At 58.3% G+C, this 18,741-nt stretch carries 14 protein-coding genes; 9 read left to right on the top strand and 5 right to left on the bottom strand.

Annotated elements, in window-relative coordinates; genetic code table 11:
- Positions 1–95: 95 nt before the first annotated feature.
- The 3 genes from U862_RS0119060 to U862_RS0119050 form a co-directional block, all read right to left on the bottom strand.
- Positions 96–1,361 (bottom strand): MFS transporter, encoded by a 1,266-nt coding sequence (locus tag U862_RS0119060; protein WP_025111879.1) that lies wholly within the window; start codon positions 1,359–1,361, stop codon positions 96–98.
- A 593-nt stretch (positions 1,362–1,954) separates the two neighbouring features.
- The gene (locus U862_RS0119055; protein WP_025111878.1) at positions 1,955–2,743 is read right to left on the bottom strand and encodes a VacJ family lipoprotein; all 789 of its coding nucleotides are present in this window, start codon (positions 2,741–2,743) and stop codon (positions 1,955–1,957) included.
- Positions 2,736–4,034 (bottom strand): serine/threonine protein kinase, encoded by a 1,299-nt coding sequence (locus tag U862_RS0119050; RefSeq protein WP_025111877.1) that lies wholly within the window; start codon positions 4,032–4,034, stop codon positions 2,736–2,738. Before U862_RS0119050 ends, U862_RS0119055 begins: the two co-directional genes overlap by 8 nt.
- Before the next feature lie 224 nt (positions 4,035–4,258).
- Here U862_RS0119050 and U862_RS0119045 point away from each other — a divergent pair, with 224 nt between their 5' ends.
- Complete coding sequence (locus U862_RS0119045) at positions 4,259–4,627, top strand: hypothetical protein (protein WP_025111876.1); 369 nt, start codon at positions 4,259–4,261, stop codon at positions 4,625–4,627.
- Positions 4,628–4,742: 115 nt separating this feature from the next.
- On the opposite strand, the gene U862_RS0119040 is transcribed toward U862_RS0119045, so the two are convergent.
- The gene (locus U862_RS0119040; RefSeq protein WP_025111875.1) at positions 4,743–6,338 is read right to left on the bottom strand and encodes a beta-1,6-glucan synthase; all 1,596 of its coding nucleotides are present in this window, start codon (positions 6,336–6,338) and stop codon (positions 4,743–4,745) included.
- Between the two features lie 287 nt (positions 6,339–6,625).
- Here U862_RS0119040 and U862_RS0119035 point away from each other — a divergent pair, with 287 nt between their 5' ends.
- From U862_RS0119035 to U862_RS0119025, 3 genes are all read left to right on the top strand, one after another.
- Entirely contained in the window at positions 6,626–7,477 is an 852-nt protein-coding gene (locus U862_RS0119035; RefSeq protein ID WP_025111874.1) for a glycine betaine ABC transporter substrate-binding protein, read from the top strand.
- A gap of 306 nt (positions 7,478–7,783) precedes the next feature.
- On the top strand, positions 7,784–8,095 hold the full coding sequence (locus U862_RS0119030; protein ID WP_025111873.1) for a DUF485 domain-containing protein: 312 nt from the start codon (positions 7,784–7,786) through the stop codon (positions 8,093–8,095).
- Complete coding sequence (locus U862_RS0119025) at positions 8,092–9,750, top strand: cation acetate symporter (RefSeq protein ID WP_025111872.1); 1,659 nt, start codon at positions 8,092–8,094, stop codon at positions 9,748–9,750. The genes U862_RS0119030 and U862_RS0119025 overlap by 4 nt, the downstream gene beginning before the upstream one ends.
- A 989-nt stretch (positions 9,751–10,739) precedes the next feature.
- On the opposite strand, the gene gltA is transcribed toward U862_RS0119025, so the two are convergent.
- The gene (gltA, locus tag U862_RS0119020) at positions 10,740–12,029 is read right to left on the bottom strand and encodes a citrate synthase (RefSeq protein WP_003222994.1); all 1,290 of its coding nucleotides are present in this window, start codon (positions 12,027–12,029) and stop codon (positions 10,740–10,742) included.
- A gap of 363 nt (positions 12,030–12,392) precedes the next feature.
- Between gltA and sdhC the strand changes: the two genes are divergently transcribed.
- The 5 genes from sdhC (at position 12,393) to U862_RS0118995 (ending at position 18,712) form a co-directional block, all read left to right on the top strand.
- Positions 12,393–12,767: a succinate dehydrogenase, cytochrome b556 subunit gene (gene sdhC / locus U862_RS0119015; RefSeq protein WP_017127965.1), complete on the top strand. Its 375-nt coding sequence runs from the start codon at positions 12,393–12,395 to the stop codon at positions 12,765–12,767.
- A complete protein-coding gene (sdhD, locus tag U862_RS0119010; RefSeq protein WP_003222999.1) occupies positions 12,761–13,129 on the top strand; it encodes a succinate dehydrogenase, hydrophobic membrane anchor protein in 369 nt (122 codons plus the stop codon). Before sdhC ends, sdhD begins: the two co-directional genes overlap by 7 nt.
- A gap of 3 nt (positions 13,130–13,132) precedes the next feature.
- Positions 13,133–14,905 (top strand): succinate dehydrogenase flavoprotein subunit, encoded by a 1,773-nt coding sequence (sdhA, locus tag U862_RS0119005; protein WP_025111871.1) that lies wholly within the window; start codon positions 13,133–13,135, stop codon positions 14,903–14,905.
- 11 nt (positions 14,906–14,916) lie between these two features.
- Entirely contained in the window at positions 14,917–15,621 is a 705-nt protein-coding gene (locus tag U862_RS0119000) for a succinate dehydrogenase iron-sulfur subunit (RefSeq protein ID WP_003223007.1), read from the top strand.
- 259 nt (positions 15,622–15,880) lie between these two features.
- Positions 15,881–18,712: a 2-oxoglutarate dehydrogenase E1 component gene (locus U862_RS0118995; protein ID WP_025111870.1), complete on the top strand. Its 2,832-nt coding sequence runs from the start codon at positions 15,881–15,883 to the stop codon at positions 18,710–18,712.
- The last annotated feature ends 29 nt before the right edge of the window (positions 18,713–18,741 follow it).

The following is an 18,741-nucleotide window of genomic DNA, read 5'->3' as shown; positions in this document are numbered from 1 at the left end:
GAAGTTCGAGAAAATGGTTTTATTCAGGCAAAGAAACTCCGCACCAACTTGATTGGCGTGCAGCGATGGAGCTTTGCAAGTTCTGCGTCGAGTGATTAGCCAGTGGTGGGCGAAGTCTCGATGTTTGCTAAGGGGCGAGCTGTTTCGTCCGTGGACTTCCTCAATCGGAAAATCCCCATGAAGATGAGCGTCATCAGCAGGCTGGACAATGTCAGGAATATATAAAGTGCGGTTCCGCTGAGGTTCTGTATAAACAGCCCGCCGACAATCGGCGAGAGAGAAAAGCCGATGCTGTATAACGATGCGGCACCAAAGTAGGCACCTCGCAGATTGGGCGGCGCCAGGCTGTCGACAAACATGTTGATGCACGGAAAGAGCAGGGTCTGGCTGATACTCATGAGCAATACAGCGCCGTACCACAACGCCTTGATGTCGTAGTTGTGCGCGGCCAAGGCAAAGCCGGCCTCGCCGAGGATCAACAGGGCCGAGCCAAGATAAATCTTGGTGTTCAGTGAGACCGACGACAGTGCACTGGCAAGCGGCAATTGCAGTATCACGATTGTCGAGGCATGCAAAACGATCAACGAGGCGACAAAGGGCAGGTAGCCTTCGAAGGCAAGGGCGGCCATCAGTTGCGGCAGGCTGGAGTCAAAACTGCCAAAGATGAACATCATGATGATGTTATTGATCACCAGCGCCAGGAACAGATGGTCTTTGGCGAGCACGCCCATGGTGCTTTTGAAACTGGTGGTATTAACCGCCTTGAGGGTCACGCCTTTACCGAAGACCACCACGCCGACCAGCAGCAGCACATAGGACAGGGTTACCAGGACGAAGGACAGGGAGTCGGCGGAGATTCCCAGTTTGAGCCCGAAGTAGGGACCTGTCGCCGCACCGGCGTTGAGGAAAAAGTAGCGCAGATGCATGGCGCGCTCGACCAGAGGCCGAGATTCGATGACATCGCCGATGATGGTTTTGATCGGATTGTTGACCAGTGCCCACGACAGGTTTGCCAGCAGAGTCCCGGCAATGTAGCCATAAGCGCTGCTGCTGATGCCCAGTAGCAGGTAAGAGCTTGCAGCCACGACGCAGCCCAGCACAATGATTTTCAAGCGGCCGATTTTGTCCGACAGGTAACCGCTGTAAAAACTCGCTATCGAGGACAGGGCGATGGACAGTGTCAGGATCAGGCCGATAAACGTCGCACTGAAACCGAACCGGGTGTACAGCACGATCGAGATAAACGGCCAGACCATCATTGAAGTTGCACGGGTGACAAAGGTGCCGATAAACAATATCCAGATGAACAGTGGCATCTCGGAGATATATTGAGTGATACCGGTTTTTATTGAAGTATGCATGTTGATGACGGCCGTTTTTCAAACCCGCGACAAGTGCAGATTGAAGTGGTTGGATCAATGCATTGCCGACGCTGATCGCTGTAGTAATTCATCCGCAGCTAATTGAAGGTGCACGACACTCCATGCCATTCGGACGGCATATTGGAATGTATCGATGGATGTATTACTGATAAGCCGAGCGACAGGCTATGCGCAAGTTTCGCTGAGTCTTGAATAATAAAGTCCGCTGCGACCTACAGGTTGCAGATATCGGGTAGACCAGCGTCGAAAGGGAGGATAAGGGAGAGCCGATATCATTCCTTGAATATCGTTGAACACGTCATTGCATCCTTGGCAGTGTTGAGGCGAGTCTACATAAGCTGTCACAGAATGTTAATAAAAAATTCACATTTAAATTTTTGTGTTCGATTTCGAATCTGCTTGTGGCTTTGACTCACGAGTTCGTTAAACGAGCAGCGCCTGTCTGAAAGACGAAATGGCAGTGGCAGTCTTTACCCGGGCGGGCGCAGAAGGGCAGGCATGACAAAAATGTCGGGCGTGAAGACGCGCTGACAAGCTCGACAAGGTCGGCGCTTGCCAGCGGTTGGGAGGGTTTACTCGGCTATCTGCAGTTTGCGCGACTCGGTGTACACGTAGCGCACTTTCTCGTACTCGAACGGCGAGTTCATCTGGCCATAGCGGAAGTTGGTCTGGTAGCGCTTGTCGACCGCGCGCAGGGCCCAGATTTCCGGGTGGTTTTCGCTGACTTTCGACACGTTCAGGTAGTTGATCGCCGATTCGGCGGTGTAGTCCACGGCCAGCCCGGCGGTATCACGAATGTTCGACGGGCCGAGGATCGGCAGCACGAAGTAAGCGCCGCCCGGTACGCCGTAGAAGCCCAGGGTCTGGCCGAAGTCTTCGCTCTGGCGCGGCAGGGCCATGGCGGTGGCCGGGTCCCACAGACCGGCGACGCCGATGGTGGTGTTGAGCAGCAGCCGCGCCGTGGTTTCCATCGAACGCTTGCCCTTGAACTGCAGCAGGCTGTTGACCAGGTTCGGCACGTCGCCAAGGTTGTTGAAGAAATTGCTCACACCGGTGCGCAGGAAGCTTGGCGTCACGTAGCGATAACCGTCGACCACCGGCAGGAACACCCATTGGTCGAAGCGGTAGTTGAAGTGGTAGACGCGGCGGTTCCACGACTCCAGCGGGTCATAGACGTTGAGTGCGTTGAGCGTCGAACGCTCGAACTCACGCTGGTCCAGCCCCGGGTTGAACTTGAGTTTGGACAGCGGCTCCTTGAACCCGTCGCTGTCGACCACCACTGGCGCATTGGCTTTGCTGTTGTCGGCCTGGGCCACGCCTGCACTGAGGAGCGCTGCAATCAGCAGGAGATATTTAGCCACGGAAGAACTCCAGCATGGCGTCGCTGTTGACGCGGTAGTTAAGGTTGCCGCAATGGCCGCCGTACGGATAAACGGTCAGGCGATCACCAAAGGTCTTGCGCAGGAAGCCCAGGTCGCCGGGGCCGAGGATCACGTCGTCGGCATTGTGCATGACGGCGATTTTCGGGCTGTCATGCAGGTAATCCTTCAGGGCGTACAGGCTGACCTGATCGATCAGTTGCAGCAGGCTGCCGCCGTCGGTACGGGCGCGCCACATCGGGATCACCTGATCGGTCAGGTAGCAGTCGAAATCGCATTGCAGCGCACGCTTGAGGAACGGCGTGAGGCTGGTGCCTTCGGTGATCGGGAATTTCGGCGGGGTAATCAGGCCGCGACGGTTGATCAGGTCCGAAGTAAAGGCAATGTCGGCCGCCGAGAAGCGGAACGAGGTGCCGATCAGCATCGCCATCTGCTCGTTGGTCAGGTGCTGTTTGGACTGCTGGAAGTCGTAGAGCAGGGCGTCGTTGAGGTCGATGTAGCCCTTCTGCTGGAAGTAGCGGGTCAGCTTGCCCAGCACCAGTTCATAGAACGTGGTGCTGTTATTGATGCCTTTGACTTCGGTCTGCACCAGCTTGTCGAGGTTGCTGATCGAGGTGTAGAGGTTGACCGGCGGGTTGAGCAGCAGGACTTTCTTGAAGTTGAAGCTGCGTCGGGTTTCGTCCAGGTGCGCGACGAACGCGGCATCCAGGGCGCCAAGGCTGTAGCCGCTCAGGTAATACTCGGTAACCGGCAGTTTCGGGTTCTGCGCGCGGACGGCCTGCATCACCCGGTACATGTCTTCGGCGTCTTCCTTGGTGATGCCGGGCGTGGCGAAACGTGAAGCGGCGCTGATGAAGTCGAAGCTGGTCGGCGACGACAACTGTACGACGTGGTAGCCAGCCTTGTAGTAGAGCTTTTTCAGGTATTCATTGAGCGTGCTGTCAAAGCGCGCGCCGGTGCCGGCGATCAGGAAGATCAGCGGGGCCGGCTTGTCCTGCTCGGCGATGCGGTAGGTGAGTTTCTTCACCGCCCAGAAGTTGTCCGGGAGGATGAACGCCCGTTCCGGGCGCAGGGTGATGCTGTGGTCGGACTGGTTGATGTCCTCGTTGGACGGCAGTTCCGGGCGCAGGTCCGGCGGCGTCGTGGCGATGGTCGCCTCGAACGGGTTGGTCAGGGGATAGCCATAGCTGGCGGCATCGATATCCACCGCCAGTGCGGACGCACTCAGAATAAGGCCGCTGAACAGCGCGGCGAAGCGCAAGGAACGGAGCATGACTAGATCCCTTAGAGGAAGGTGCCGAATGAGGTTCGCAGGCTATGACCACCGGGTTTGCGCCAAAGTGCCATGCGGCGGCACCAAACAGGCAGAATTCGGGGTAATAGTAGCTGGACGATACACTTTGCACGTCGCGGATGACCAGTTAACAGTTGTTAGTGCTTGCCAACGGTGCAAGTCCGATTAAGCTGGCCGCCGATTTCCGTAGATTGGAGTGATTCATGTCCCGCCGCTTGCCCGTGATCCTGTTGCTCGTTCTGCTGCCGTTATGGCTGGCGGCCAGTTATGGCGCGCGTTATGGCTTCATGGAGGATGGGCAGTGGGTCGGCATCTGCGTCGATGAGGCCAGCCGCTGGGAGTGTTCGGTGCGTTCGAACCTGGGGCTGATGATTCACTTCAAGGTGCTGGGCTGGGCCGCGCTGGGTACGGCGCTGCTCGGTTTTGTCTTGCCCGGGCGGGCAGGGTGGTGGCTGGCGGTGCTGGCGCTGGTGTTCGGGCTGCCGGCACTGGCGCTTTACAACACCACGTTAGCGGTGTTTGCGCTGGTGATTGGCGGGTTGCGCCTGGTCCGGGCGTCCCGTAGCGCCTGACCGTCAGCCTTCGCGAGCAAGCCCGCTCCCACATTTGATTGCGTTCCAGCTGGAGGAACCCGATCAGATGTGGGAGCGGGCTTGCTCGCGAAGGGGCAAGATTGGCCTCTGGAGATCAGCGATTGCGAACCCGCAGGCAGCGCCACAACGCCGCTACCATGAGCCCACTCACCAGCGCCCAACCCCAGGCCTGCTGGTTCTGCAACCCTTCCACAAATAACTGCGGCGCAATGCCGGCGCCAACGATAAAGGTCAGCAGGGCGATTTCCCGGCGCGGCACGCTGACCGGACGGCACACGTACACCAGCGCCGGCAGAATGAACGCCATGCTGGCGAAGCTGCGATAACGTGCGTCGAACACCATCTCCAGCATCATCACCGCTGCAGCAAAACCTGCTACGGCAACCAGCCAACCGGCGCGTCGCTCCAGCAGATTGAACGCGCGTTCACGCCAACCCTGGCGGCTGCTCAAGGTCAGCGCAGCATGCGCCAGCACCGCCAGATTCAACAGGGTCAGCAAACCGACCCACAGCCATTCGCCGGCAAACCGTGTGGTCACCCGCGCCAGATCGCCCCAGGCGCCGATCGAGCAGGCGGCCACCGCGCCGAGCAGCGGCAGGATCAATGCTGATTGTGTGCTGCGCACCCGGCCGCCGAGCAGCAGCGTGCCGAGGAAAATCAGCCCGCCCAGGCCCAGCCATTCCTTCCAGTACGGCACGTTGGTCACCGGCCCGGCGAGTACGCCCTTGTCCTGACGATCCGCGTCGAACAGGCCCCAGTAGCCACCGACCGCACCTTCGCTGCCACGCTTCCATGGCTGGTCGAACGCCTCGATCAGGTTGTAATGCCAGCCTTCCTTCTCGGCCATCGCGACAAAGCCACGAATGAATTTGGCTTCATTGACCCGGCTCGGCAGGGCGGTCTCGCGCTGGCGGCCTTCGCTGGGCCAGCCGGTCTCGCCGATCATCACGTCTTTGGGCGCGAACTTGTTGCCGAACACCTGACGCACATCCGCCACGTGTTGCAGGGCGACGTCGATGTTCGACGGATCGTCTTCCCAATACGGCAGCAAGTGAATGGTCAGGAAATCCACGGCCGGCGCGACTTCCGGATGCTTGAGCCAGAACTCCCAGACATCGGCATACGTGACCGGCTGCCTGACCTGGCTTTTGACCTTGTTGATCAGTCTGGCCAGTTGCGCGCCGGTGACTTCCTTGCGCAGCAAGGCCTCGTTGCCGACGATCACCGCACTGACCACGTCCGGGTTGGCGTTGGCCGAGGCGATCAGCAGGTCGACTTCTTTTTCAGTGTCCACCGGGTTGCTGTTGACCCAGGCACCGATCATCAATTTCAAACCGTGCTTGCGCGCCAGCTCGGGCAGGGCTTCGAGACCGGTCATCGAGTAGGTGCGGATGCATTCGAAGCGTGTCGCCAGCAGGGCGAGGTCGGCGTCCATACGTTCCGGACGCAGCTTGAACGGCACGTCGAACGGCGACTGATCCTTGTCGAACGGCGTGTAGGAGGCGCATTGCAACTTGTGCGTCGGGGTGGCAGCGTCCGGCAGGATCACCGGTTTGCCGAGGCCGTACCAGAAACCGCCAAGGGCAAACAGGCCAAGCAGGCAAGCGAAGAAATAGGGAACAAGCGGAAAGCGGGAAGTCGCGGACATGATCAGGCCGAGTGGCTGCAAAGCGACGCATGTTACCTGCATTTATCCGCGGGTTGGTGGCCTGCATCATTTGCCCATGCAAAGTTCGGGCGGATTATTTGGCGTCATTTATTCAGACGCGATTAATGGCTTTCTGATGTCGTTTCTCGTTGTCTTGAGGTCGTTGCCAGAGCAGGTCGCAGCGGGCGTCAGGTTGATGATCGAAAGCGTCAGTACTCCACTGTCGTACGAGCGAGTTTGCGGTCGGGCGTGATGGGGGCGCTGTGCACCATAACAATACGTTGACGATGCCCGGCATCCGTCGGGCGCAGCATTTCGGGGAAGTAACGATGAAGATGCGACGACTTTTAGGCGCAGGTGCCGCTCTGGTGCTTGCGATGAGCTCCACTTTCGCCAGCGCTGAAAAACAGACCCTGAACATCGGTTACGTTGACGGCTGGTCCGACAGCGTTGCGACCACCCACGTGGCGGCCGAAGTGATCAAGCAGAAACTCGGCTACGACGTGAAACTGCAAGCCGTCGCCACCGGGATCATGTGGCAGGGCGTGGCCACCGGCAAACTCGATGCGATGCTCTCGGCGTGGCTGCCGGTCACCCACGGCGAATACTGGGCGAAGAACAAGGATCTGGTCGTCGATTACGGCCCGAACTTCAAGGATGCGAAAATCGGCCTGATCGTGCCGGAGTACGTCAAAGCGAAATCGATCGAAGACCTGAAAACCGACGACAGCTTCAAAAACCGTATTGTCGGCATCGACGCCGGTTCAGGCGTGATGCTCAAGACTGATCAGGCGATCAAGGATTATGGCCTGGACAAATACACCCTCAAGGCCAGTTCCGGCGCCGGCATGATTGCCGAGCTGACCCGGGCCGAGAAGAAGAACGAATCGATTGCCGTCACCGGTTGGGTGCCGCACTGGATGTTCGCCAAGTGGAAACTGCGCTTCCTCGACGACCCGAAAGGCGTGTATGGCGCGGCTGAAACCGTGAACAGCATCGGCAGCAAGGAACTCGCCACCAAGGCCCCGGAAGTGGCCAAGTTCCTGAAGAATTTCCAGTGGGCGTCGAAAGACGAGATCGGCGAAGTCATGCTGGCGATTCAGGACGGCGCCAAACCTGAAGCCGCGGCCAAGGATTGGGTCGCCAAACACCCGGATCGCGTAGCCGACTGGACCAAATAACCCCGGATAAAGCACTGCCCCTGTGGGAGCGGGCTTGCTCGCGAAAGCGTCGGATCAGTCAACCAGATTGTTGACGGACAGGACGCCTTCGCGAGCAAGCCCGCTCCCACATTTGTTTCTGGCGCAGCGCGGTTCACAGGGGTTGTGGCTGTTTGAGAGGTCATTTCCGATTATTTCGGCTCTTTACAGTCCGAAAATTGGCGAAAGTGTCATGTCGTTCTAATACTAAGGTCGTCTGGAAGCCGTTCCGCAGCCGCATACAGTGGATACGTTCCAACAATAATCTGTGCTGCGAGGATAAAAACAATGAACGACAGCATTTACCTCTCGATTCAAAACAGCCCGCGCTTCAAGGAGCTGGTGAAGAAAAGGGAACGATTCGCCTGGATACTCTCGGCGATCATGCTAGGGCTTTACTCCGCCTTCATCCTGCTGATCGCTTACGGGCCGCAAGTGCTCGGTGCCAAGATCAGTCCCGAATCATCCATTACCTGGGGTATTCCGATCGGCGTCGGCCTGATTGTCTCGGCTTTCATCCTGACCGCTATCTACGTACGGCGCGCCAATGGCGAGTTCGACGACCTGAACAATGCGATTCTCAAGGAGGCTCAGCAATGATCCGGCGTCTACTGGCTCTTTTGAGCATCGCAGCGTTCGCTCCGGCAGTCTGGGCCGCTGACGCCTTGACCGGCGAAGTCCACAAACAACCACTCAACGTCGCTGCGATCGCCATGTTTGTGGTGTTCGTCGGTGCCACTCTGTGCATCACCTACTGGGCGTCCAAGCGCAACAAGTCGGCCGCGGACTACTATGCGGCGGGCGGCAAGATCACCGGGTTCCAGAACGGTCTGGCGATTGCCGGTGACTACATGTCGGCGGCGTCTTTCCTGGGGATTTCCGCGCTGGTGTTCACCTCCGGCTACGATGGCCTGATCTACTCGATCGGCTTCCTGGTGGGTTGGCCGATCATTCTGTTCCTGATCGCCGAACGCCTGCGCAACCTGGGTAAATACACCTTTGCCGACGTGGCGTCCTATCGCCTCGGGCAAACCCAGATCCGCACCCTGTCTGCCTGCGGTTCGCTGGTGGTGGTGGCGTTCTACCTGATCGCGCAAATGGTCGGTGCCGGCAAGCTGATCCAGCTGCTGTTCGGCCTCGACTACTATGTCGCGGTGATTCTGGTGGGCATCCTGATGTGCCTTTACGTGCTGTTCGGCGGCATGCTGGCGACCACCTGGGTGCAGATCATCAAGGCGGTGCTGTTGCTGTCCGGTGCCTCGTTCATGGCGCTGATGGTGATGAAGCACGTCAACTTCGATTTCAACATGCTGTTCTCCGAGGCGATCAAGGTCCACCCTAAAGGTGAGGCAATCATGAGCCCGGGCGGCCTGGTGAAAGATCCGATTTCGGCGTTCTCCCTGGGCCTGGCGCTGATGTTCGGTACCGCCGGCCTGCCGCACATCCTGATGCGCTTCTTCACCGTGAGCGACGCCAAGGAAGCGCGCAAGAGCGTGCTGTATGCAACCGGTTTCATTGGCTACTTCTACATCCTGACGTTCATCATCGGCTTCGGCGCGATCCTGCTGGTCAGCACCAACCCGGCCTTCAAAGATGCGGCGGGCGCTCTGCTCGGCGGCAACAACATGGCGGCGGTGCACCTGGCTGACGCGGTGGGTGGCAGTATCTTCCTTGGCTTCATCTCGGCGGTGGCGTTTGCGACCATTCTGGCGGTAGTGGCTGGTTTGACGCTGGCCGGTGCCTCGGCGGTGTCTCACGACCTGTATGCCAGCGTGATCAAGAAGGGCAAGGCCAACGACAAGGATGAGATTCGCGTGTCGAAGATCACCACTATTGCACTGGGTGTTCTGGCTATTGGCCTGGGTATCCTGTTCGAAAGCCAGAACATTGCGTTCATGGTTGGCCTGGCGTTCTCGATTGCGGCGAGTTGCAACTTCCCGGTACTGCTGCTTTCGATGTACTGGAAGAAGCTGACCACCCGCGGTGCAATGGTGGGTGGCTGGATGGGGTTGATCAGTGCCGTGGGGCTGATGATCCTTGGTCCAACCATTTGGGTGCAGATTCTGCATCACGAGAAGGCGATCTTCCCGTACGAGTACCCGGCGCTGTTTTCGATGATCATTGCGTTCATCGGCATCTGGTTCTTCTCGATCACTGACAAGTCGGCGGCGGCCGAGAACGAGCGGGCGCTGTTTTTCCCGCAGTTTGTGCGTTCGCAGACTGGCCTTGGGGCGAGTGGGGCGGTTTCGCACTAACAGCTGATTACATGTTTTGACTGAAATGCCCCGGTTGAGAGACCGGGGCATTTTTTTTGTGGGCGGTTATCGGGCAGGCTGTGTTTTTTGTGGGAATGGGTACATATCCGTTGTTGTGGTAACGGCGGCTTAGGGTTCCGCCCTTACGGCGGGTCACTTTTTCCAGGCGCCGAAAAAGTAACCAAAAAGGCTTGCTCCTACGTCCGGCCCGCTCGCTGAGGCTCGGGGTTCCTTCGCTCCGGGATCCATCCGGGCGCAGCGCCTCCGGTTTGCTTCGCTGCACCTCCTCTCGCTGTGTCTGGCTTCGCCAAACGGTCGCTGCGCTCCCACCCCCGGATGAACCCCTCCACTCAGCCTTCCGACGTCGCCTTACAGATCAAGAGCTGCAGCCGAGCTAACGCTCATCCTGTTGATTGGTGAGGAGCAACAGCGTGCTCGGTTTTGGATTGGTGGTGGATTCGCCCCTCACCCCAGCCCTCTCCCCGGAGGGAGAGGGGGCCGATTTATGTGCTTTTCAAAGCCTGAGTTCTACGCGGTATCGCATGTCGGCGTACCTCCCCCAAACAACTCGATCAATCCCCTCTCCCTCCGGGAGAGGGCTAGGGTGAGGGGTTTTTGATCTTCAGGCCCCTTCGGCAGGCCGAGCGTAGGTGTCCATCAGGAGGTAGGCGCGCAGCGCCATGCGGCGAAGCCGCATACATCGAGAGGAGGTGCAGCGAAGCAAACCGTAGGCGATGCCCCCTGATGGGCACCGTAGCGAGGGAACACTGAGCCTCAGCGAAGTGCCGTACGCCGGGGCAAAGCCTTTTGGTTCCTTTTTGGCGTTTGAAAAAGGGACTCGCTGTAAGAGCGAAACCGCCAGCGGCACCACCCGCAGCAACGGATATGCTCCCAAATCCCAAATCCCAAATCCCAAACAAACAAAAACGGCCCCTATATAAATAGAGGCCGTTCCCGACACAACTCAAGACGTTATCGCAAGACAGGTCTTATTTGCGGTCTTCCAGCTTGGTGATATCACGCGACTCATAGCCGGTGTACAGCTGGCGCGGACGGCCAATCTTGTACGGGCTGGAGAGCATTTCTTTCCAGTGGGAGATCCAGCCAACAGTACGTGCCAAAGCAAAGATCACAGTAAACATGCTGGTTGGAATGCCGATCGCCTTGAGGATGATCCCCGAGTAGAAGTCGACGTTCGGGTACAGCGAGCGCTCGATGAAGTACGGGTCGGTCAGCGCGATCTCTTCCAGGCGCATGGCCAGTTCGAGTTGCGGATCGTTGTTGATGCCCAGTTCCTTCAGTACTTCGTCGCAGGTCTGCTTCATTACAGTCGCGCGAGGATCGCGGTTCTTGTAAACGCGGTGACCGAAGCCCATCAGCTTGAACGGATCGTTCTTGTCCTTGGCCTTGGCGATGAACTTGTCGATGTTGGACACATCGCCAATCTCGTCAAGCATGGTCAACACGGCTTCGTTCGCGCCGCCGTGGGCAGGGCCCCACAGTGCGGCGATACCAGCGGCGATACAGGCGAACGGGTTGGCACCCGAGGAGCCTGCCAGACGCACGGTGGAAGTCGATGCGTTCTGCTCGTGGTCGGCGTGGAGGATGAAGATCCGGTCCATGGCCTTGGCGAGTACCGGGCTGATCGGTTTGATCTCGCACGGGGTGTTGAACATCATGTGCAGGAAGTTTTCCGCGTACGTCAGGTCGTTGCGCGGGTACATCATGGGTTGGCCCATGGAGTACTTGTAAACCATCGCTGCCAGGGTTGGCATCTTGGCAACCAGACGGATCGCGGAGATTTCGCGATGCTGCGGGTTATTGATGTCCAGGGAGTCGTGGTAGAAGGCCGAGAGGGCGCCGACTACGCCGCACATGACGGCCATCGGGTGGGCGTCGCGACGGAAGCCGTTGAAGAAAGTTTTCAGCTGCTCGTGAACCATGGTGTGGTTTTTCACGGTGCTGACGAACTGGGCCTTCTGTTCTGCGGTCGGCAGTTCGCCGTTGAGCAGCAGGTAGCAGGTTTCCAGGTAGTCCGACTTTTCAGCCAGCTGTTCGATCGGGTAGCCGCGGTGCAACAGAATGCCGTTGTCGCCGTCGATATAGGTGATCTTCGATTCGCACGAGGCGGTCGACATGAAACCCGGGTCGAAAGTGAAGCGGCCCGTGGCCGTCAGGCCCCGAACATCGATTACATCGGGACCAACGGTGCCGGTTAAAATGGGCAGCTCGACGGGGGCTGCGCCCTCGATGATCAACTGCGCTTTTTTGTCAGCCATGTGGCCTCCTATTTATGCTTGAACCATCAGACAGACCCCCCACGCAGGGCCCGCACCACTATAGTGAGATAAATTCGAATGTCAATTTGCCTAAAGTCTTGCTCCAGAAGGCTTTAAGCGCACTTTTTCCTCGAAATTGACTGCCATTTACGCCTTTTATGCGACTTGTGCAATCAGCTATTGGGGGTAGGTGATTGCGTTGTCATTAGTAGCCTAACTGTCTATACTCGGCCACCGACCGCCAAGGGCTTTTGGGCTTGCTTTCATTGGGGGTCGCATCCCTGGGTGGTGGTTACCTGACCAGTGCACTCCCCAACAACTTTGCCCTGATTGTTAGGGGCTCTTCAGTGTGAAAAAAAAGCCGTGAAAAGCCAACGACCTGTAAACCTAGACCTAAGGACCATCAAACTCCCAGTCACTGCTTACACGTCCATTCTTCACCGTATCTCCGGTGTCATCCTCTTTGTCAGCCTGGCCATCATGCTTTACGCATTGGACAAGTCGCTGAGCTCCGAGGAAGGCTTCGGTCAGGTGAAAGCGTGTCTGACCAGTCCGCTAGCCAAGCTAGTGATTTGGGGCATCCTGTCCGCTCTGCTGTATCACTTGGTTGCCGGTGTACGCCATTTGATCATGGACATGGGCATCGGCGAGACGCTGGAAGGCGGCAAGCTGGGCTCGAAAATCGTTATCGCCGTTTCCGTGGTGGTAATCGTTCTGGCAGGAGTCTGGATATGGTAACTAACGTCACGAACCTCTCGCGTTCGGGCCTCTATGACTGGATGGCGCAGCGTGTGTCGGCGGTCGTTCTCGCGGCTTACTTCATCTTTCTGATCGGATACGTCGTGGCCCACCCAGGCCTCGAGTACGCCCAGTGGCATGAACTGTTCGCCCACAACGGGATGCGTATTTTCAGCCTCCTGGCCCTTGTTGCTCTCGGCGCTCACGCCTGGGTCGGCATGTGGACCATCGCGACTGACTACCTGACGCCAATGGCGTTCGGCAAGTCCGCGACGGCTATACGTTTCCTTTTCCAGGCAGTATGCGGCGTTGCGATGTTCGCTTACTTCGTCTGGGGTGTGCAGATTCTCTGGGGTATCTGAGTCATGGCTAACATTCCAACGATTTCTTTCGACGCCATCATTATTGGTGGTGGCGGTGCCGGCATGCGCGCTGCGCTGCAGCTGGCACAAGGCGGTCACAAGACTGCCGTGATCACCAAGGTTTTCCCGACCCGCTCGCACACTGTATCCGCCCAGGGTGGCATCACCTGCGCGATCGCGTCCGCTGACCCGAACGATGACTGGCGCTGGCACATGTACGATACCGTCAAGGGCTCCGACTATATCGGTGACCAGGACGCGATCGAATACATGTGTCAGGAAGGCCCGGCTGCCGTTTTCGAGCTGGACCACATGGGTCTGCCGTTCTCGCGTACCGAGCAAGGCCGTATCTACCAGCGTCCGTTCGGCGGTCAGTCCAAGGATTACGGTAAGGGCGGCCAGGCTGCTCGTACCTGCGCAGCGTCCGACCGTACTGGTCACGCTCTGCTGCACACCCTTTATCAGGGCAACCTGAAAGCCGGTACCACGTTCCTGAACGAGTACTACGCTGTCGACCTGGTGAAAAACCAGGAAGGCGAGTTCGTCGGTGTGATCGCGATCTGCATCGAAACCGGCGAAACCTCCTACATCCGCGCCAAGGCCACCGTACTGGCCACCGGCGGTGCTGGCCGTATCTACGCATCCACCACCAATGCCCTGATCAACACCGGTGACGGCGTCGGCATGGCCCTGCGTGCTGGCGTGCCGGTACAAGACATCGAAATGTGGCAGTTCCACCCGACCGGCATCGCCGGCGCCGGTGTACTGGTTACCGAAGGTTGCCGTGGTGAAGGTGGTTACCTGATCAACAAGCACGGCGAGCGTTTCATGGAGCGTTATGCTCCGAACGCGAAAGACCTTGCTGGTCGTGACGTGGTTGCCCGCTCGATGGTTAAAGAAATCATCGCCGGCAACGGTTGCGGTCCGAATGGCGACCACGTGATGCTCAAACTCGACCATCTGGGCGAGGAAGTGCTGCACAGCCGTCTGCCAGGTATCTGCGAACTGTCGAAGACTTTCGCTCACGTTGACCCGGTTGTTGCGCCGGTTCCGGTTGTTCCGACCTGCCACTACATGATGGGCGGCGTTGCCACCAACATCCATGGTCAGGCGATCACCCAGAACGCCGAAGGCGTGGACCAGATCATTCCTGGTCTGTTCGCAGTAGGCGAAGTGGCTTGCGTATCGGTGCACGGTGCCAACCGTCTGGGCGGCAACTCGCTGCTCGACCTGGTGGTGTTCGGCCGCGCTGCCGGCCTGCACCTGGAAAAGGCGCTGACCGACGGTATCGAATACGACGACGCTACCGAAGCCGACATCGAAGCTGCCCTGTCGCGTCTGAACGCGCTGAACGGCCGTACCGATGGCGAAGACGTGGCTACCCTGCGTCGCGAGCTGCAAAGCTGCATGCAGAACTACTTCGGTGTGTTCCGTACCGGCGAATACATGCAGAAGGGCATCGCTCAGCTGGCTGATCTGCGCAAGCGTATCGCCAACGTGAAGATCAACGATAAGTCGCAGGCGTTCAACACTGCGCGTATCGAAGCGCTCGAGCTGCAAAACCTGCTGGAGGTGGCTGAAGCTACCGCCATCGCTGCCGAAGTGCGTAAAGAGTCCCGCGGCGCTCACGCCCGTGAAGACTTCGAAGATCGTGACGACGAAAACTGGCTGTGCCACACCCTGTACTTCCCGGGTGACAAGCGCGTCACCAAGCGTGCCGTGAACTTCTCGCCGAAGACTGTTCCGACTTTCGAACCTAAAGTCCGGACTTATTAAGGGTGACCGCCATGTTGCAAGTCAGTGTTTATCGCTACAACCCTGATCAGGACGCTGCGCCGTTCATGCAGGAATTCCAGGTCGATACCGGTGGTAAAGACCTGATGGTGCTGGACGTGCTGGCCCTGATCAAAGAGCAGGACGAGGGTTTCTCCTATCGTCGCTCTTGCCGTGAAGGCGTCTGCGGCTCCGACGGCATGAACATCAACGGCAAGAACGGTCTGGCGTGCATCACGCCGCTGTCCGCCGTAGTGAAGGGCAACAAGTTGATCGTTCGTCCGCTGCCAGGTTTGCCGGTTATCCGTGACCTGGTTGTCGATATGAGCATCTTCTACAAGCAATACGAGAAGGTTAAGCCATACCTGCAGAACGACACGCCGGCTCCGGCCATCGAGCGTCTGCAGTCCCCTGAAGAGCGTGAAAAGCTCGACGGTCTGTACGAGTGCATTCTGTGCGCCTGCTGCTCGACCTCGTGCCCGTCCTTCTGGTGGAACCCGGACAAGTTCCTGGGTCCAGCTGCCCTGCTGCAAGCGTACCGCTTCCTGGCAGACAGCCGCGACACCAAGACATCCGAGCGTCTGGCTTCGCTCGATGACCCGTTCAGCGTATTCCGCTGCCGGGGCATCATGAACTGCGTCAACGTATGTCCGAAAGGCCTGAACCCGACTAAGGCCATCGGTCACATCCGTAACATGCTGCTTTCGAGCGGCGTGTGATTCAGCTGCTGTAACCGTAGAACCGCTGTACCGAAGAGGCTGTGGCGCGGGCTTCAACCCGCGTCATGGCTATAACCAGAGCAGTAGCCACAAGCTGCAGCTCTTATTTTGAAGAAATGAGACAAGCAGGGGCATCCGGGCTGGTACCCGGACTATCAGCGTGATCCTAAGTGGCTTGTTTTGGTCGCTGCATTCGGACTTCTGCAAGTTTGCTCGGTATTGGCGCCGATGGTGTTCCCCTAACCGAGGGTGACCAAGCATGCAAGAAAGCGTGATGCAGCGCATGTGGAACAGCGCCTACCTTTCAGGTGGAAACGCTGCCTATGTGGAAGAGCTTTATGAGCTCTACCTGCACGACCCTAACGCTGTGCCAGAAGAGTGGCGCACCTACTTTCAGAAGTTGCCTGCCGACGGCAACTCTGCCACTGATGTTTCGCACTCCACAATTCGCGATCATTTCGTGCTGCTGGCAAAGAACCAGCGCCGCGCCCAACCGGTTTCCGCCGGGAGCGTGAGCAGTGAGCACGAGAAGAAGCAAGTTGAAGTGCTGCGATTGATCCAGGCCTACCGTATGCGTGGCCACCAGGCAGCCCAGCTTGACCCGCTGGGGCTGTGGCAGCGTCCTGCACCTGCAGACCTGTCGATCAATCATTACGGCTTGACCAATGCCGATCTTGATACGACCTTCCGTGCCGGCGACCTGTTCATCGGCAAAGAGGAAGCGAGCCTACGCGAAATTCACGAAGCGTTGCAGCAGACATATTGCCGCACCATCGGCGCTGAATTTACGCACATCACCGATTCCGAGCAGCGCCAGTGGTTCCAGCAGCGTCTGGAAAGCGTGCGCGGTCGTCCGACGTACTCGGCCGACATCAAGAGCCATCTGCTCGAGCGCGTCACTGCCGGTGAAGGCCTGGAAAAATACCTGGGCACCAAATACCCGGGCACCAAGCGTTTCGGTCTGGAAGGCGGCGAAAGCCTGATTCCGATGCTCGACGAACTGATCCAGCGTTCCGGTTCCTACGGCACCAAGGAAGTTGTCATTGGCATGGCCCACCGTGGCCGTCTGAACGTGCTGGTCAACACCTTCGGCAAGAACCCGCGCGAGCTGTTCGACGAGTTCGAAGGCAAGAAGAAGGTCGAGCTGGGTTCCGGTGACGTTAAATACCACCAGGGCTTCTCGTCCAACGTAATGACCGCAGGCGGTGAAGTTCACCTGGCCATGGCGTTCAACCCGTCCCACCTGGAAATCGTTTCCCCGGTGGTAGAAGGTTCGGTTCGCGCCCGTCAGGATCGTCGTAACGACCCGACCGGTGAGAAGGTTCTGCCGATCTCCATCCACGGTGACGCTGCATTCGCAGGTCAGGGCGTGGTAATGGAAACCTTCCAGATGTCGCAGACCCGCGGTTTCAAGACCGGCGGTACCGTGCACATCGTGATCAACAACCAGGTTGGTTTCACCATCAGCAACCCGCTGGACTCGCGCTCCACCGAGTACGCCACCGACGTTGCGAAGATGATCCAGGCGCCGATCCTCCATGTGAATGGTGATGATCCGGAAGCCGTGCTGTTCGTGACCCAGTTGGCCATCGACTACCGCATGCAGTTCAAGCGTGACGTGGTGATCGACCTGGTCTGCTACCGTCGTCGCGGCCACAACGAGGCCGACGAACCAAGCGGCACCCAGCCTCTGATGTACCAGCAGATCACCAAGCAGCGCACCACCCGTGAGCTGTACGCTGATCGTCTGACTCAGGCCGGTGTACTGGACGCTGAACGTGTTCAGGCCAAGGTTGACGAGTACCGCAATGCGCTGGACAACGGTCTGCACGTAGTGAAATCGCTGGTCAAAGAACCGAACAAAGAGCTGTTCGTGGACTGGCGTCCGTATCTGGGCCACGCCTGGACTGCGCGTCACGACACGCGTTTCGATCTGAAGACCCTGCAAGAACTGTCTGCCAAGCTGCTGGAAATTCCGGAAGGCTTCGTGGTTCAGCGTCAGGTTGCGAAGATCTACGAAGACCGTCAGAAGATGCAAGCCGGCGGCCTGCCGATCAACTGGGGTTACGCCGAAACCATGGCGTACGCGACCCTCGCGTTCGAAGGTCACCCGATCCGCATGACTGGTCAGGACATCGGCCGCGGTACGTTCTCGCACCGTCACGCTGTGCTGCACAACCAGAAAGACGCGGGCACCTACATTCCTCTGGCGCACTTGTACGACGGTCAGCCACGCTTTGACCTGTACGACTCGTTCCTGTCGGAAGAAGCGGTACTGGCATTCGAATACGGTTACTCGACCACCACGCCAAACGCGCTGGTGATCTGGGAAGCCCAGTTCGGCGACTTCGCCAACGGTGCACAGGTTGTTATCGACCAGTTCATCACCAGCGGCGAGCACAAGTGGGGCCGTCTCTGCGGTCTGACCATGCTGTTGCCGCACGGCTACGAAGGTCAGGGCCCTGAGCACAGCTCGGCACGTCTTGAGCGTTACCTGCAGCTGTGCGCCGAGCACAACATTCAGGTGTGCATGCCGACCACGCCGGCCCAGATCTACCACTTGCTGCGCCGTCAGGTGATTCGCCCGCTGCGCAAGCCACTGGTTGTTCTGACTCCGAAGTCGCTGCTGCGTCACAAACTGGCCATCTCGACGCTGGAAGATCTGGCCGAAGGTTCGTTCCAGACCGTGATCCCGGAAATCGATGTTCTGGACCCGAAAAAGGTCGAGCGCGTTGTTCTGTGTAGCGGCAAGGTCTACTACGACCTGCTGGAAAAACGCCGTGCCGAAGGCCGTGAAGATATCGCCATCGTGCGTATCGAGCAGCTGTATCCATTCCCTGAGGACGACTTGAAAGAAGTCCTGGCTCCGTACACCAACGTCAAGCATGCCGTGTGGTGTCAGGAAGAGCCGATGAACCAGGGTGCCTGGTACTGCAGCCAGCATCACTTGCGTCGCAGCATCAGCAACCTCAACAAGTCTCTCGTACTTGAGTACGCGGGCCGTGAGGCTTCTGCTGCACCTGCATGTGGTTACGCATCGATGCACGCCGAACAGCAGGAAAAACTGCTGAACGACGCCTTTACTGTTTAACGCCTTCGCGCACCTGAAACCGAATTTAA

It is taken from the genome of Pseudomonas sp. H1h (genome assembly GCF_000633255.1).
Taxonomy (GTDB): Bacteria; Pseudomonadota; Gammaproteobacteria; order Pseudomonadales; family Pseudomonadaceae; genus Aquipseudomonas.
The sequence above is the reverse complement of the archived record's forward strand: the minus strand, read 5'-3'. Positions and strand labels throughout refer to the sequence as shown.